We start from the raw sequence: 16084 nt of genomic DNA on the forward strand, positions 1-16084 counted from the left end.
CGGATCCGGCAAATTGCGACCGGGCGAGTGAACACGCCGCATCGGGCGATGGCAAGCAAGGGCGCGCGCGTCCAGACTGGCGCCGCCCGTTTTGCAATCGGGGCGGCCCGCCGCAGCGGCTCCGGTCGCCGGATGAGGCATCACCGGCGGTTCGGCAGGCGCTGCATGACGATCGGGGCAAGCATCCCGTGCACGAAGATCGAGATCAGCACGGCGATCACCGCGATGCGCCAGACCGAGTCGATCTGCGCGAATTCGGCATGGGCAGCGGCATAGGCGATGTAGAAGAAACTGCCCATGCCGCGAATGCCGAAGAAGGCGATCGTCAACCGTTCGAACCGGGTGCCGCGGGTGCAGATCAGGCCGATCCAGCCGGCCACGGGACGGACCACGAAGGTCAGGGCCACGGCGATGGCGACCTCGGACCAGCGGGTTTCGGCCATCAGCCCGGAGACCGCGAAACCGCCCAGCCACAGCAGGAGCACGGCCAGCAGGATGCGCTCGAACTGCTCGCCGATCTCGTGCGGCTTGATCACGTAGGCGTCGCCGCTGTCACCGCGCCCCACGCCACGTCCGACGCGCGAGGCGAGAAAGACAGCGAGGAAGCCGTAGCCGTCGATGGCCTCGGTCGCGCCGTAGGCCAGGAAGGTGGCGCCGAGAAACACGAGCCCTGCGTTGCGCCCGCCGGTGGCGCGGTCGCCCCAGCGGCTGAGCGTGAAGGTGCCGACGCACCAGCCCACACCGCAGCCGACCGCAAGCGCCGCGGCGATGCGCCAGAAAAGATCGCGCAGCACCCAGTCGCCGAGAATGGACCAGGACAGGCCGACCTCGGCGACAAGAATGGCAAGCCAGACGAACGGAAAGGCGAGGCCGTCGTTGAGGCCCGATTCGGTGGTCAGCGACAGGCGCACGTCGTCTTCCTCGCCCTCGGTCGGGCCGTCGACCTGCACCTCGCGCGCCAGCACCGGGTCGGTCGGCGCCATCGCCGCGGCCAGCAACAAGGCAGAAGCCAGGCCAAGCCCCGCCCAGAGCCCGAGCGCCGCCAGGGCTACGATGGTGAGCGGCATGGTGATGCCGAGCAGCGCCCAGGCGTGCTGCCACTCGGTGCGCCCGGCGCGCGTGTCGACGGCGAGACCGGCGGCGGCCAGCGCCACGATCACGATGATCTCGGTCAGGTGTTCGACGATGGCGAGTTCCCAGTCACTGCGCAGCGGATCGAACACGAACCACGGGATCGGTAGGGCCACGATCAGCGCGCCGGCGACAACGTAGATGGTCGGTACGCTGACTAGGCGACGTCCGCAGACGAGCGGCAAGGCAGTCAGGCCGAGCAGGGCGAGCCCGGTCGCAAAGAACATCGTGTCCTTCAGTTCGATCACGGGTGCATTCCGCGGGGCGGGAGGGCCGGCGGGCAGTGTGTCATTCGTTCGACGTGCCGCCACCGCCGGAGGCTGAGACCGGACGTGGCCTGAGCGGTTCACCGATCCGGCATGTCAGGCGCTCGCGGTCCCAGTCGCCAAGGTCGCAGGCGGCATCGAAGGTCTGGCCGAGGAACGACAGCAGTGTGGCGGCAGGATCGTCCGATGTGCGCACCGTCTCGTAGGGCAGCACGAACTCGCCCGCCGCCTCGTGCCATTTGACTCCGGGCACGTCGATCTCGGCGCGCGCGAACCCCTCTGGCGTCGGGTAGGCGTAGGCGTAGAAGGCCGCGGTGTCGCTGATACCCCCACCTGGCCAGAACCCGGCGGAGGCGACTTCGTGGCTGTAAGCCTCCTGCGTCACCACGTCGGACAGCGCCGGAATCCCGCCCGGATGCAGTGGCGCGGGATCTCCAGAGAACCGGGTGACCGCGAGATCGAAGCTGCCCCAGAACAGGTGGACCGGGCTCGACTTGCCGAGAAACCCGGTGCGGAAATGTTCGAAGACGCCAGCAGCGCTCAGCAAGGCGCGGTGAAAGCGGCGCACGGCCGCGCCGTCGTAAGGGCGCTCCGCGTGGTCCTCGGCAAAGGGCACCGGATCGGCAATTTCGTTGGGCCGGTGGTGGAAGTCGGCGTTGAGCCCGAGGCGGCGCAGGGCGGCGCGGAAGGCCGCGTCGAACCCGGCGACACTGTCGGGCCCGAGCGGAAGTTCTTCGGAGGCGCCGCCCGCCAGGTCGATGACGAGGGTTTCGTGGGCGAAATCGAACGTTATCTCGACGGCCCGCCCTGCGTCTTCGATCATGCCGCTGCGCAGGCCGCGCGCGCACGGGTAGAAAGTGGCATGCCATGAATGGATCATCCAGGGCGTCCGGGCGAGCCGGTACTTGCCGACGATCTGCAGGTAGAGGTGTAGCGCGTCGCGCGTCGCGCTCCAGTCGGTCGTGTCGAGGTCGGGCCAGGCTGAGGTTGCGTGCGACATGTTCCGGTCTCCCTTTCTCGCCGGGAAACCTAGCGGACCTGCGACGGAAATCGACCCGAGGCAAGGACGGGGAGACGGCCGAACATGCCCGCCAAAGCCGCTACTACCGGAACCAGGCGGTCAGTCAGGAGGCGCGCAGGCTGTCTCCGAGGCTTTGCAGCTTGCGATCGGACAGATATCCATAGCGGTTCATCTGGACCTCGTGACCATCCAGCGCGCGGTACCGGCGCATCATGTCGTCGAGCGGCCCATATCCATGCGCCATCGCGCAGATCCGCGTTTCGGGTCCGGCAGCCTTGGCGGCCTGCGCCATCTTCGCTGCGATGTCCTCCGCAGCTGCCGCATGCGTTTCGTCGGGTCCGGGATAGCGGATCTTTGTGGGGTCACGCGAGGCGTCCGGGGACAGGCGCAGGATCTTGCTCAGCGCCCGGGCGATGTCGTGCGGGGCAAAATCGGCGCGGGTTTCCAGCGCTCGCAGGTAGTCGGCCTCTATCAGCGGCCAGTGCATGGTGTAGAATTTGACGCCCAGCACGTCGCAATGCTGCGCGCAGTCCGCGATGTCGAAGCCGGTCACCTCGTTCAGTGGCGGCGGAAAGCACTGCAGGAAGGTCTTGGCCCGGCCGCGGCTGACCTCTGTCACCGTCTCGTGGAGAAACGCGGCATAGGAGGCGACGATGGCGCGGCGCAGCGCCAGAAGCTCGGCCAGGACCGGGTAGGCGGCAAAGAGGCTGTCGCGGAACGTCTCGGTATCGTCGAGCGCAATCCTGTGCCGGCGGATCGTGCCATCCCCGAGCTCTGCGAGGAACGCCGTCGTACCCGCACGCAACGCCCCGAGATCGAGACCGAGCGCGCCGGCTTGCCGCGCCGCGCCCGGATTGAAATCGAAGAACAGCGTGTCGAAGTGGTAAACGGGGTACTCCGGCCAGTCGAACTTGAGCCCGTCGACCTGCGGATAGGCCAGCCAGAGATCGGCGATGAAGGCACGCATGTAGCGGCGCAGATCTTCCGAGGCCAGCGAGGCATTGCGGTCGACACGGCCCGGGACGGGCGTGCCGTCGGGCAGCATCGGCTCGTCCTGCGGAAGCGGGCCGCCGAACTGGACGCGGTAGCAGGGCGGGATCGCGGCCTGCACCTGCATCCAGCATTCCAACCCGCGCGCCTTCGCGGCGTCGAGGAATTGGGCCACCACGTGTCCCTCGGCGTCGGTGAGCGCGGTCGGTTCGGGCGGGCGGTAGGCAGTCGCGGCATAGCGCGCGGTGTCCGGTCGGAAACTGGGTGCGGCGGTCATCCACAGCTCACGCCGGCCCCAGAGCGGGCGGTCGAGCAGGCGCTTGCCGCCGATACCGCCGTCGATCGGGGGTTCGCGGTTGCCGGTGCCCGCGGGTGCGGGGGCGGCGACATAGGGCGACGTGGTCACCGAATCCGCGCCGGCCACGTCCGCGATCATGTGTAGGACATGCTCCGGGCCGTCGGACTGGAAGTATTCGGGCAGCACGGTGATGCCGAGACGGTTGCGGGTCATTGTGTGGCCTCGCTGCCGAGCGAGACGCCGATTCCGGGCCGGTCCGGCGACAGCGCGATCGCGCCTTTCGTCACCTGCGGCAGTGCATGGTCCACGAGCGCGTCAAAGGCCGGTGTTTCGTCGAATTGCATCTCCAGCAGGTCGGCGTCCTCGAGCGCCGCGCAGAGATGCAGCGAGTGGGCGTGGCAGATCGGTCCGGACGGGTTGTGCGGCGAGAACACAACACCGTGGCGGCGCAGCTCTGCGGCGATCCGCAGCATTTCCGACGGGCCGCCGGCGTATTTCATGTCCGGCATCATCACGTCGTAGGCTCCGGCTTCGAGGTAGGGCCGGAAACCGGCCAGAAGCACGCGGGTCTCGAGCCCGGCGAGGCGCATGCCGTGAGCGTTGGCGCGCTCGCGCAGACGGCGGATTGCCGGGATCGCGGCCTCGGTCTCGGCCACCGGGCATTCGACCCAGTGCGGGTCGAGCGGGGCCACGGCATCGATCATCCGCGCTGCACCTTCCGCGTTGAAGCGCCAGTGGCAGTCGATCATCAGGCGCCGGTCGCCGATTGCCGCGCGAACCGCGGCGATCCGGGCCAGCCCCGGTTCGGCCGCTGCCGTCATCTCCGTGCGCCCGAGATCGGGACGCACCTCGTCGAAGGGCGCGATCTTGATCGCCCGGTGGCCCGCGGCGAGCGCGTCGGACGCACTTCGTGCCATGCCCTCGGGCGAGCGGTCGCGGGTGCGCCGGTTGATATTGGCATAAACGGGAACCGGACGCGCTACGCCGCCGAGCGCCACGGCCAGCGGGAGACCCTTCTGCCGAGCCTCGAGGTCCCAAAGCGCCTGCAGCACAGCCGAACTCAGCGCGGCCTGCGGGAGCGTGTCGAAAGGCAGTCGCGTCTGCGCCGCGTCGGGGTCGGTGTCGCGCCAGTCCGAAATGGCCGGCAGCAACGAGGCCGCCGCGCGCACCTCGGCTTCGGAGCCCGCCAGCGTCGCCTCGCCGAAGCCCATCACGCCGTCCGCGCCCTCGATGCCGACGAAAAGCCAGGTGGTGCGATCGGTGACCCGCTCCTCTCGGAACCATGCGCGTGCGATCCCCGGGATCATATCGACGGCCCCAGGCGGCTGATCACCTCGAAGCCTTCGTCCTGGCGCTCGCAGGCGGTGCTGGCCCCGTCGCAGGTGCGCACCAGCAGGTCCAGCAGCTCCGGAAGCAGTTCGGCGCGGGACCGCGCCCCTGTGAAGGCGGGTGAAGCGTCAAAGTCGATCTGGTCAGGAAGCCTCCGGGCGGTCTCGGGGTTTGCCGTGATCTTCAGCGTCGGCGCCATGGCGCTGCCGTAGGGATTGCCGTGACCGGTCGTGAAACAGACCGCCTGCGCACCGCCGGCAACCATCGAGGTGATGGATTCCGGCGACAGCGCGGGCGTGTCCATCAGGAATAGCCCCGCCCCGGGGATAGCCTCGCCTTCGGCCAGAGCGCCGAGGATCGGCGTGGTGCCGCCCTTGGCTATCGCCCCCAGCGACTTTTCCTCGAGCGTGGTGATGCCGCCCTCGATGTTCTGCGGGCCGGGGTTGCCCCTGTAGGGATCGGAGCCTGCGGCGGTGGCGATGGCATGGCGCGCGGCGACGAGGTCCAGCAGGCGTGCCGCGACCGCGGGTTCGGGGCAGCGCGCGGCCAAGGCCGGCTCGGTGCCCAGCCACTCGACGGTTTCGCTGATCACCACCGAACCACCGTCCGCGATCACGGCATCGGCAAGTTCGCCCGCCAACGGGTTGGCCACCATGCCCGAGGACGCGTCGGAATGGCCGCATTCCATCGCCACAACGAGGTCGGACAGCGGGCAGGCCGCGCGCGGGATGCGCTCGAGGTCGGCCTGCAGATCTCGCCCGGTCGCGATGGCCGCCGCCACCAACGCCGGACTGTCTTCATCCGCCTCCTGCAGCGAGAACCCCGCGACGGCTCGGCCTGCGCCCTCCGCCGCGTCCTGGTAGCGCTGTCGCGCCGCGCTGTCGGGGGCAAGGACAATGACCGCGCCGGAATTGGGATGGCAGGCGAGCGCGGTCAGGGCACGCGCCTGGAACTCCCGGTCGGCCCCCACCTGTCCGCGTCCGTAAGGGTTCGAGACCAGCACCGCGCCGGGCAGAGCGGCGGCGATCTTGCGCGCGCCGGGGGCGTTGAGCCCGCAGATTGACACGATCGTGAGGTGGTTGCGGATGCCGGGTCGGCCTGCGGTCCGCGGATATCCCATGAAACTGCGGCTCATCGGGTCGCGCCCTTCAGGTTGTGGCTGTGAACGTGATCGCCGGGCGCGATCACCTCGGTCGCGGTGCCGATGGGCTGGCCGTACTTGCGCACCGGGGCGCCGGCAGGCACGGAGTTCAGCGCGACTTTGTGGCCCATGCGGATTGCGGCCGTCAGGGTCGGACCCATGCCCTGCGCGGTCACAATCTGCGTGCCGGCGTCGAGATCGCGCAGCAGGCAGGCGACATCGTCGTCGGGATGGATGCGCAGCGCGTTGATCGTCACAGCCGGGCCTCGCGATGCGACGTCAGCAGATCGGCCACGGCGGCGGTATCCGGATCGAAGCCGAGACCCGGGGCGTTCAAGAGCGGAAAACGACCCTCCTCCAGCGCCAATCCGCGCCCCGAAAAAACCGAGAGCAGCGGGTTCTCGGAGCTGTCGACCTCCAGAAACCCGCCGCCGCCGACCGCCGCCAACAGGTGCGCCGAGGCGACGAGACCGACGCCGCCTCCAAGAAAATGCGGGCAGTAGACCATGCCCCTCGCAACCGCGTCGCGGGCAATCCGGGCGGTGGCCGAGAGACCACCCCACTTGCAGATATCGGGCTGGAGGTAACGCAGCGCACCGCCCGAGATCGCCGCATCGAACGCTTGCGCCCCGCGCAGGTTCTCGCCGGCAGCGAGCGGGATGTCGGTGGCGCGGGCCAGGTCCTTCCAGTGATCGGGCGGCGCATCGGCGGGCAACGGCTCTTCCAGCCAGACCGGTGCAACGGCGGCCAGCCGGTCGCAGCGGCGCCGAGCAGTATCGAGATCCCAGGCCTGGTTGGCGTCGAGCATCAGGGCCTCGCCCGCGCGCAGGTCCGCCGCCGTCGCCTCGGCGCTTTCGAGCCCGTCGTCGGGTCCGAACCCGATGCGCTGCTTGAAGCGGCGATAGCCGAGGCCGCGCATCCGTGCGACCTGATCGGCGCAGGCCTCGGGGCTGATCCCGCTGGCATAAGCCTCGACAGGCTGCGCCGATCCGCCCAGAAGTTCGGCCAGCGGTCTGCCCGCACGCCGTGCGCGCAGGTCGTGGATCGCGATATCCGCGCCCGAGGCAAGCTGTGCGACCGGCCCGGGTTCCCCGGCCTGCAGCGCCAGCCGATGCAGCCGCGTCAGGATCGTGTCGAACGGGTCCGGCGTATCCGCACTCAGACCGCCAAGCGCGGCGGGCAGCACGTTGATCGCCAGCTGCGCGCGGTAGAGATCGCCGCCGGGCGGGAAGTTGCACCAGATCTCGCCCCAGCCATGCGCGCCTTCGGCATCCTCGATCCGCACCAGCAGGGCCGGTCGGTGCGCAAGGGGGCCCATGACAGTGACCAGCGGCTCCGGCAGCGCATGGCGGAAGTGAAAAACCTCGAGTTTCGAAAGGGCGGGGGCGGTCACGTCCGGTCCAGCCGGTTCATTTCCGGATCCATTGGCCAGATGTATTCCGACCGCGGCTGCATCCGGGCCGCCCAGGCGGCCAGCACGTCCTTGCGCGCGCGCCTCTTTTCCATGCGCTGGCGGATTTCTTCGGGATCCCAGTCCGCCAGCAGAAGCTCCAGCAACGCGTTGCGAATTTCCGCACATTCCGGGTCATCGGCGCGGTCGCGGCATTCCTGCGGATCCGTGGCCAGGTCAAAGAGCTTCGGCGGCTCGCCATTGTAGAGAAAGAGCTTCCATGTCCCGCGCCGAACCATCCGTCCCTGCGTCGCGCGCCCGCCCGTCCAGGCCGGGACGGCGTCGGTGCAGTACTCGCAGAACACGGTGTCGTCCCAGTCTTGCGCCGCCCCGGTCAACATCGGCCAGAAGCTGCGGCCCTGCGCCTGCGGCAACTGGCTGCCTCCCAGCGCGTCGATCATGGTCTGGCTCAGGTCGATGAGGCTGACCACCGCGTCGCATGTTTCGCCCCGCGGCAGGGACCGGGGGTGCGACAGGATCATCGGCACCTTGGCGGATTCGTCGTAGAAGGTGTGCTTCCACCACAATCCGCGCTCGCCCACATGATCGCCGTGATCCGAGGCGTAGACGACCAGCGTGTCCTCGGTCACCCCAAGCGTGTCGAGCCTGTCGAGCAGCGCGCCGATCATCTCGTCGAGCGCCGCGACGAGCCCCCAATAGGCGGCGCGGGCCTGCCGGGTCTTGGTGTCGGGCACCGCGTCTGCGCCGCGGTTGTGCCGCCACCAGGCAACCCAGCCGCCGTCCTCGGCGCCCGGCGGGATCGCTGGCGGGGGCAGGACATTCAGGAAATGGTCTACCCATTTCGCCGCGGCGACGTATGGTGCGTGCGGCAGCATGTAACCCACCGTCAGCGCGAAGGGTTCCTCCGCCTCCGACAGTCGGTCGAGCGCGGCCAGCGCAGCGTCGGTCACGTTCCGGTCCTTGACCTCGTAGGCCGACTGTCCGGCCCCGCAGGCCACCAGCCCTTCGGGGTTGGGATCGTTGGCGCCGTGCAGCACGCCCATGTCGTGCCAGACCGAGCCAGGATAGTTCGGGGAGTGGTCGCCGACCTCGCGCCAAGCATATCCGCGCAGCTGGTCGGGGCCGACCGAGTGCATGCGGCCCACAAGCCCCGGACGGATGCCCGCCGCCCCGAGCGCATGCAGCCAGGTCGGCCGGTCTCCGGCGAGGACGTCGTCGTTGGTCCAGCACTCCTGCGCGCTGGGATGGCAGGCGGTCAGCATCGACATGCGGCTCGGCACGCAGATCGGCGAGGGGCAATAGGCGTTGGTCATCCGCACGCCGCGCGCGGCCAGCCGGTCGAGCGCCGGGGTGACGGCATGTGGATCGCCCGCCGCGCCGAGGACATGCGCGGCGTGCTGGTCGGAGAAGATGAACATCAGGTTCTTCGGTCGGGTCATCTTGGCCTCATGGCGCAGCCTTGCGGCGGCGTCGCCGTTCGCTGACAAGCGGCCAGACCAGCAGAAGCACCGCGAGCAAGGTGAAGATCAGCGGAAGTGGACGGGTGACGATGGGCGAGAAATCTCCGTTTGTCATCATCAGGCCCGAGCGCAGCTTTTCCTCTCCGAGAGGGGCGAGCACAAAGCCGATCACGAAGGGACCGAGCGGGATGCCGGCCTTTTCCAGCAGGAAACCGAGCACGCCGAAGATCAGCATGACCCAGACGTCGAAGGCGGTATTGTGCAGCGCGAAGGAGCCGATGACGCAAAACATCATCACCACAGGCAGAACGTAGCTTTTCGGCAGGTAGACCAGCCCCGCGATCCAGCGCACCGAGACCGACATCATGCCCCACATCACGAAGGTCGCCAGCAGGCAGGTTGCGATCATGCCCCAGACCACGTCAGCGTTGGTCAGAAACAGCGTCGGCCCGGGCTGGATCGACTGGATCATTAAAGCTCCGATCAGCACCGCGTCGATCACGCTGCCGGGGATGCCCATGGCGATCAGAGGGATCAGCGCGCCGCCGACGGTGGCATTGTTGGCGGCCTCCGAGGCGACGATGCCCTCTTCCGATCCCTTGCCGAATTTCTCCGGTTCGTTCGAGACGTTGCGGGTGACAGAGTAGGCGATGACCGACCCGATCGACGCTCCGATGCCGGGCAGGATGCCCACAAAGGTGCCGATGAAGGACGAACGCAGGATGTTGCCCGCGTAACGCTTGAGATCGCGCAGCGACATCAGGATCTGGCTCGACTTCATCTCGACCCGCTCGGGCACGCCCTCGCGCGAGACGCATTCCTTGATCACCTGGCTGACGGCGAAGGTGCCGATCAGCACCGGAAGTAGCTGCAGGCCGCCGTTCAACTTGTACCAGTCGAAGGTCAGGCGCGGCATCCCCGTGGCCGGATCGACGCCCGGCATCGAGACCAGCATGCCGAGGAAACCCGCGATCAACCCCTTGAGCAGGGAGCCTTCCGAGACCGAGGCGATCAGCACCATCGCCATCAGAATCAGCGTGAAATACTCGAACGGGCCAAAGCGCGTGGCGAGGATTGAAAGCGGTTGGGTGACGGTGAAGAGCACTGTCCAGGCGATCAGCCCGCCGAAGAAGGACGCGGTGATGCCAAGCCCGAGCGCACGCCCGGGCTGGCCGGCGCGCGCCAGCGGGTAGCCATCGAGCGTGGTCATCACGTTTGACGGCGTGCCGGGCATGCGCATCAGCGTGGCGGTGATCAGCCCGCCGCTGATCGAGCCCACATACATGGCGATCAGCAGCACCACCGCCTCGAAGGGCGGCATGTAGAAGGTCAGCGGCAGCGTGAGCGCGATCAGCATCGCGCCGGTCAGGCCGGGAATGGCACCGACGACGATGCCGAGGCCGGTCCCCAGCAGCAGCAGGAAGAACGGCCAGGGGGCGAAGATGTCGAGGATCGCGCCGCCGAGTGCGGGAAAGTCCATGGATCAGCCCTCAGACCGGCAGGTCGACGAAAAAGACGCGGGTGAAGACGTATTGCGCGCCGAAGGCCGCAATCAGCGCGATCCCAAGGGCGAAGGGCAGCGCGCGCAGGCGAAAGCGTTCCATCGCGAGGATCAGCAGGACGAGGTAGCCGGTCGTCAGGACGCCGAAGCCGATCAGCCGGCTTTGCAGCAGGGCGACATAGGCGACGGTCAGGCCCATCATCAACAGACCGCTGGCGGGATTGCCGCCCTCGAACTCGTCCCGGAAGATCGCCTTGGGGTCAGGCTGGCGCGCGAGGTAGCGCGCAGCGCTGACGCAGACCCCGAGACAGCAGGCGATCACCACGAGCGCGGTCCATTTCGGCACCGGTCCGGAGCCCAGCGGCTCGAACGTGCCGGGCGGCAGCGCGAGCGCCTGGACCAGGAACACGAGGCTGATGAGGGCGATCAGGAGACAGACTCCGATCTCGGTGAACGGGCGGCGGTCCATGGCGGTATCCGGAAGTTTCGGGAACGCCCCTGCGCCGCGCGTGGCGGCGCAGGGGTGCGGTTCACTTCTGCGCGGCCTGCTTGGCGACCGGCTCGATCGCTTCCCAGGTTGCGTCGAGGTCCGCCTGCAGGTCGGCACCGGTCAGGAAGGTCGGCGCGAAGCCTTTCGAGGTGAGGAACTCCTGGTAGCGGTCGGTCTGGGTCGCCTGTTCGAGTGCCGCGTTGAACTTCTCGACCACCTCGTCCGGGGTTTCTTTCGGGGCGAATATCCAGTTCTTGACGCAGAAGTTCATGTCATACCCGAGCTCCTTCATCGTCGGCAGGTCGGGCAGGCCGTCGAAACGCTCGCTCCCGGTGTAGGCCAGCGGCCGGATCTGGGAATCGGGGTTCTCGGACCCGTCCGGCAGCAGGGTGAAGTTGACCACCTCGGCCCCGGAGAGCACGGTCGCCCCGGTCTGGTTCCCGGTCAGTGCGGTGAAATTCGCCGTGCCGCCGCCGATCTGGACGAAGCGGAACTTGGCCCCCTCTTCGAGGTTCTGCAGCATGATCCCGGCCATGTGGTTGATCGCGCCGAGGTTGGCGCCGAAGATCATCGTGTCGGGCTCTGCCTTGACCTTCTCGAGCAGTTGTTCGACCGTTTCGATGCCGCTGTCCTTGCGCACCATCGGCGCGAGGCAGAACTCACCGGTCGCCGCCACTGGTTTGAAATCGCGCCAGCTGAAATCCAGCGCCCCGGTGCCTTCGCCGCCCATCAGCGCGATATGGATGATCAGGAAGTTGTAGCCGTCGGCCTCGGCTTCGAGAACCTGCCGCGAACCGATCGAGTAATGCCCTCCGACATTGACCACGGTCAGCGGCTGCGCGAGCGCGCCGGCATCCTCGAGGCTGGCCTGCAGCACCCGCGCCATCTGGTCCGAAGTGCCGCCGGGCTTGAACGGCACCACCAGCTTGACCGGTTTTTCGGGCCATTCGGCCTGCGCCATCCCGGCGCCGGCGAGCATGGCGGCAAGCGCCAGTCCGATAACTCTCTTCATTGTCTCTCCCTTTCTTGTGAAACGCGCCTCGATGCCACCAGGTCGTTGTGACCTGCCATCGATCCGGACAGGACACCCGGCGCAGCCTGCGGCCTGTCGGAACCAGCGGACGCGATACGATCTCGGCGGCGCGGACGCGCCGTGAACCGCCAAGAGACCACCCCGATCTGCTGTCGCCGCAGCTTCGGCGACACCGGGGCGGACCTGTCGTGCAAGAGCGCGATGCCCTGCTCGCAGTCCACGTTCTCCTCCCATCATAAGCCAATAGTTATACAAGATAATTCTTTGGCCGACCAATGATTATGGTAGAGAGGGATTCGTTGCAACGTCTTTGAACAGGCCGGACATGACGCACCCCAATATCCTTCTCGTCACCGCCGACCAGTGGCCCGGCGCCCTGTTCGGCGTGGCCGGACGGACCGATATCGACACACCCAGCTTCGACCAACTTGCGCGCAACGGGATCCGGTTTGTCAACGCCTTCTCGGAATGCCCGATCTGCATTCCGGCGCGGCGCAGCATGATGACCGGCACCGCGCCGCGCGAGCATGGGGATCGCGAGTTCCAGCCTTCGCTGACCCGGCCGGATCTGCCGCATCTTGCCGAGGTGCTGCGCGATGCCGGATACCAGACCGCCGCGGTCGGCAAGCTGCACGTCTACCCCTCGCGCGACCGGATCGGTTTCGAGGAGACGGTGCTTTACGAAGAAGGACGCCCGCAGCTTGGCGGGCCAGACGATTGGGAGCTGTGGCTGACCGATCGCGGGCAGGCCGGTCTGGGTCACGCCCACGGCATGTCCAACAACGGCTACGAGGTCCGGACCTGGCACCTCGACGAAGAAAGTCATCCGACGGTCTGGCTGGCCCGGCAGGCCTGCCGGACGATCCAGCGCCGCGACCCGACGCGGCCGATGTTTCTGCACCTGTCGTTCAACTTCCCGCACCCGCCGATCGTGCCGCTGCGCGACTACCTCGACGCCTATCGGGACCGCGCCATAGACCCGCCGGTCTCGGGCGACTGGACCGAGGACATGCCGCATGTGCTGCAGCGCGTACGCGCCTCCTGGCCGGAGATGACCGAGGATCAGATCGTCGCGATGCGCCGGGCGTTCTATGCCCAATGCACGCTGATCGACCACCAGTTCCGGCTGGTTGTCGGCACGCTGCGCGAACAGCTGATGCTCGACGATACGATCATCCTCTTCACCTCCGATCACGGCGAGATGCTGGGCGATCATGGCCTCTACGCCAAGCGGCTGATGCTGGGCATGTCCGCGTCGGTGCCGATGTTCCTGATGGGGGTGAAGGACTGTCTCCGCACCCGTCCCGGGACTATCGACATGCGCCTCGCCGCGATCCGGGATATCATGCCGACGCTGCTTGACCTCGCGGGCGTTCCTGTCCCCGAAAGCTGCACCGGGCGTTCGCTGGTTTCGGGTCCGCCGCGCGAGACGCTCTATTGCGAGGCACTGGCCGGAGCAATGGCGATGCGCATGGTCACCGACGGCCGGCACAAGCTGATCTGGTATCCTGCGGGCAACAGATTGCAGCTGTTCGACTGTGTCGACGATCCGCAAGAGTTGCACGACCTCTCTGCTGCGGCGGAACTGGCCGAGGTGCGCGACCGGCTCACCGCGCGGCTGATCGAAGAGCTGTATGGCGAGGATCTCGACTGGGTCCGCGATGGCGCGCTTCTGGGTTTCGACCCGCCCGAGGTCGTCACACCCGACGACCGCGGCCTGCACGGGCAGCGCGGCATCCATTTCCCGCAACCGCCGGCGGGCGACCCGTCGAAGGTCGTTGGCGCGCCCTGACCGGATGATTATCGATTAATCGACAGCGGGAGCTACGGATGGCGACGGGATGCGCTGACGTTCCGGACCAACTGCGTTTGCGCCTCGATGTCAGACGGGCGTTTGTCTTGATTTCGTTGTGAAACCTGGCTGAACCGTTGCCGTGGCACCGCCGAAGGCTTCGGTTTCCTTCTGCGTTGAACCAAGCGACCGTATGTGTCGAGGTGCCGGTACAGCGAGGGACCCTTCGGCATCCTGAAGGCCGTCACGTCGATGTCGCGCAGAAGGCGACATGGCCCGAGGCGAACCACGCGATCACCAGCGGACCGTAAGGGGGCGCCCATTCGCTGTGATGTGTGCGGTTGCGCGGGACCGATACCTCTGTGCGCGATCCCGTCGGAGCGACCCTCTGGCCCGCGACACTCAGGAGAATGGGCGGGGCCTCGCAATCGATGACGAGATGGTGCATCTGGTCGTCCGTCGTGGCCGTCACGCGCAGGGACGGCGGGGCGTCGTCTGGGGCGTGCGGCAGGTCGGGCAGGGCTGGCAGATCGGGCGTGCGCGGCGGTGCCGCGCGGCGACAGCCGGTGGCTTCCACCGCGCAGGCCAAAGACAGGAGCGCGGCGTCGTCCGCACCGCGCCCGGCCAGCGTGAGGCCAACGGGCATGCCGGTATCGGACATGATCCCCATCGGCACGGTCACCGTCGGTACGCCCATGTGCCGGATCGCGAGGTTGCCGTTGGCGACCCAGACGCCGTTGCGCCAGGCCGCTTCGGCCGAGGTCGGGTTCGTATCGGCATCCGCGGGTCCCACGTCGGCGACGGCGGGAAAGACCACGGCGTCGAGACCTGCGGCATCCATCCAGGCCTCGAGGTCCTGGCGCCGGGTCTCTTCGAGCCCTTCGAGCCCTTCGCGCAGACGGGGGATCTCCCGGAAGTCTGTTGAGGGGTGCTTGCGGGCGTGATCCGGATAGGTCGCGATGTCATCGTCGAACCCGGTGTAGCGGTCGGGCAGGGCCCCCTTTGCTGCCGGGAAGATGCGCGCGCCGTCGATCACTTCGAGGCGGTCGAGTCCCGGCTGGCCGTTGCGGCGCAGGAAGTCGTCCCAGGCCCAGACCGAGAGATCCATGATCTCGCGGCGCAGGTAGTCAGGACTGACAAGTCCGCGGCTGGCGACCGTGGGACAACCCGGGCGGTCGCCTTCGTAGTTCGAGACCAGCGGGAAATCGGTCAGGACCACCTCGGCGCCGGCCGCTTCGAGGTCGCGGCGCAGCGCCTCCCAGAGTGCCACGACCGAGGCGCGGGTCTCGATCTTCCGACCTGTGGGTCCGCCGATGCCGGGGTCGGGATGGGTTCCAGCCTCCGGGTCGGCGTTGAGATACATGCGCGGCAGCCCGAGCCGCTTGCCGGCCAAAGTTGCGGTGTCCGCGAGGGCCACGAAGCTTTCGGGTCGCGCCGGTGCAGGCAGAGCGACCCACGGCTGGCTGCGCCAGAAGTCGCCGTCGCTGCGCGGATCCTCGACGACCAGCACGTCGAGCAGCGCCAGCATGTCGACCATGCAGCGGGTATGCGGCACGACGACATCCATGGTCGGGACCAGCGGCCAGTTGCCGCGCACCGAGATCACGCCGCGGCTGGGCGTGTAGGCGCAAAGCCCGTTGTTTGAGGCCGGTGCGCGCCCGGAGGACCAGGTCTCTTCGCCCAGTCCGAAGGCGCCGAAGCCGGCGGCGGTGGCCGTGCCGGACCCGTTGGACGAGCCCGAGGCGAAGGCTGCGGTAAGCCAGTCCGCCGAATAGGGAGACTCGGCCCGCCCGTGCAGACCGCGCTGCATGCCGCCGTTGGCCATCGGCGGCATGGTCGTCAGCCCGACGAGGACGGCGCCCGCGGCGCGCAAGCGCTCGATCGCGAAACTGTCCTCGTTGGCGATCAGCCCGGCGAAGGCGGGCGAGCCGGCATCGACGGGCAGGCCACGCGCCTTGTAGCTGCCCTTGGCGGTGTAGGGGATGCCGTCGAGCCGCCCGAGCGCCGCACCTTGCGCACGGCGCCGGTCGGAGGCCCGCGCCGCCTCGAACATGGCCGGATCGAGGATCGGTACTGCGTTCAGACGCGGCCCCGCCCGGTCGAAGGCGGCGATGCGTTCGAGATGGGCGGCAAGCAACGCCGTGGCGGTCAAACGGCCCGCATCGAGGGTCGCCGAAAGCTCGGCGATTGTGGCCGTGGCCAGTGATATCATGACGGTCCT

At 68.0% G+C, this 16084-nt stretch carries 13 protein-coding genes; 1 reads left to right on the top strand and 12 read right to left on the bottom strand.

Annotated features, from left to right (window positions below; all coding sequences use genetic code 11):
• Window positions 1–140 precede the first annotated feature (140 nt).
• From R5H30_RS04370 to R5H30_RS04420, 11 genes are all read right to left on the bottom strand, one after another.
• Window positions 141–1379 carry a cation:proton antiporter domain-containing protein gene (locus tag R5H30_RS04370; RefSeq protein ID WP_318326830.1) on the bottom strand — a complete coding sequence of 413 codons (1239 nt, stop codon included), beginning with the start codon at window positions 1377–1379 and terminating at the stop codon, window positions 141–143.
• A gap of 40 nt (window positions 1380–1419) precedes the next feature.
• Complete coding sequence (locus tag R5H30_RS04375; RefSeq protein WP_318326831.1) at window positions 1420–2397, bottom strand: DUF5996 family protein; 978 nt, start codon at window positions 2395–2397, stop codon at window positions 1420–1422.
• Window positions 2398–2521: 124 nt separating this feature from the next.
• Entirely contained in the window at window positions 2522–3919 is a 1398-nt protein-coding gene (locus R5H30_RS04380; protein WP_318326832.1) for a hypothetical protein, read from the bottom strand.
• Window positions 3916–5013: an enolase C-terminal domain-like protein gene (locus R5H30_RS04385; protein WP_318326833.1), complete on the bottom strand. Its 1098-nt coding sequence runs from the start codon at window positions 5011–5013 to the stop codon at window positions 3916–3918. The genes R5H30_RS04380 and R5H30_RS04385 overlap by 4 nt, the downstream gene beginning before the upstream one ends.
• Window positions 5010–6170 (bottom strand): UxaA family hydrolase, encoded by a 1161-nt coding sequence (locus tag R5H30_RS04390; RefSeq protein ID WP_318326834.1) that lies wholly within the window; start codon window positions 6168–6170, stop codon window positions 5010–5012. Before R5H30_RS04390 ends, R5H30_RS04385 begins: the two co-directional genes overlap by 4 nt.
• On the bottom strand, window positions 6167–6433 hold the full coding sequence (locus R5H30_RS04395) for a UxaA family hydrolase (RefSeq protein WP_318326835.1): 267 nt from the start codon (window positions 6431–6433) through the stop codon (window positions 6167–6169). Before R5H30_RS04395 ends, R5H30_RS04390 begins: the two co-directional genes overlap by 4 nt.
• On the bottom strand, window positions 6430–7569 hold the full coding sequence (locus R5H30_RS04400; protein ID WP_318326836.1) for a mandelate racemase/muconate lactonizing enzyme family protein: 1140 nt from the start codon (window positions 7567–7569) through the stop codon (window positions 6430–6432). Before R5H30_RS04400 ends, R5H30_RS04395 begins: the two co-directional genes overlap by 4 nt.
• Window positions 7566–9026, bottom strand: coding sequence for a sulfatase family protein (locus tag R5H30_RS04405; RefSeq protein ID WP_318326837.1), 1461 nt, complete (start codon window positions 9024–9026; stop codon window positions 7566–7568). Before R5H30_RS04405 ends, R5H30_RS04400 begins: the two co-directional genes overlap by 4 nt.
• 7 nt (window positions 9027–9033) lie before the next feature.
• Entirely contained in the window at window positions 9034–10527 is a 1494-nt protein-coding gene (locus tag R5H30_RS04410) for a tripartite tricarboxylate transporter permease (protein ID WP_318326838.1), read from the bottom strand.
• 10 nt (window positions 10528–10537) lie between these two features.
• On the bottom strand, window positions 10538–11017 hold the full coding sequence (locus tag R5H30_RS04415; protein ID WP_318326839.1) for a tripartite tricarboxylate transporter TctB family protein: 480 nt from the start codon (window positions 11015–11017) through the stop codon (window positions 10538–10540).
• Window positions 11018–11078: 61 nt separating this feature from the next.
• The gene (locus R5H30_RS04420) at window positions 11079–12050 is read right to left on the bottom strand and encodes a tripartite tricarboxylate transporter substrate binding protein (RefSeq protein ID WP_318326840.1); all 972 of its coding nucleotides are present in this window, start codon (window positions 12048–12050) and stop codon (window positions 11079–11081) included.
• Between the two features lie 346 nt (window positions 12051–12396).
• Between R5H30_RS04420 and R5H30_RS04425 the strand changes: the two genes are divergently transcribed.
• A complete protein-coding gene (locus R5H30_RS04425; RefSeq protein WP_318326841.1) occupies window positions 12397–13863 on the top strand; it encodes a sulfatase-like hydrolase/transferase in 1467 nt (488 codons plus the stop codon).
• A gap of 244 nt (window positions 13864–14107) precedes the next feature.
• Here the strand turns inward: R5H30_RS04425 and R5H30_RS04430 are convergent, their stop codons facing one another.
• On the bottom strand, window positions 14108–16075 hold the full coding sequence (locus R5H30_RS04430; protein WP_318326842.1) for an amidase: 1968 nt from the start codon (window positions 16073–16075) through the stop codon (window positions 14108–14110).
• Between the last annotated feature and the right edge of the window lie 9 nt (window positions 16076–16084).

Source organism: Roseobacter sp. FCG-D35, assembly GCF_033436665.1.
GTDB lineage: Bacteria > Pseudomonadota > Alphaproteobacteria > Rhodobacterales > Rhodobacteraceae > JAWQFO01.